This window comes from Peribacillus sp. N1 (genome assembly GCF_054600815.1).
On sequence record NZ_BAAHZO010000170.1, the window covers coordinates 1 to 218 of the forward strand.

Annotated in this window: 1 pseudogene; it reads right to left on the bottom strand. The window is 50.9% G+C overall.

The features are described from left to right. Positions 1–218 (bottom strand): annotated as a pseudogene (locus ACYP5M_RS26930) (NAD(P)/FAD-dependent oxidoreductase); the annotation flags it as partial.

The following is a 218-nucleotide window of genomic DNA, read 5'->3' on the forward strand; positions in this document are numbered from 1 at the left end:
CCTTCAAAGGCTGCAAATAGGTTGTAACCAACAAGCTCACCCATTTGCCAAGCATTTTGAGCAGTAGGAGCGTATGGCCGGCCGCCTTCTGGAGGGAAAGCCACGGCACTGTCGCCGACAACGAATACGTCTTTATGGGAATTGGATTGCAAATACTCATTAACGGTTGCTTTGCCGCGATCCACTTCAAGGCCTGATTCGCCTACGATAGGAAGAGC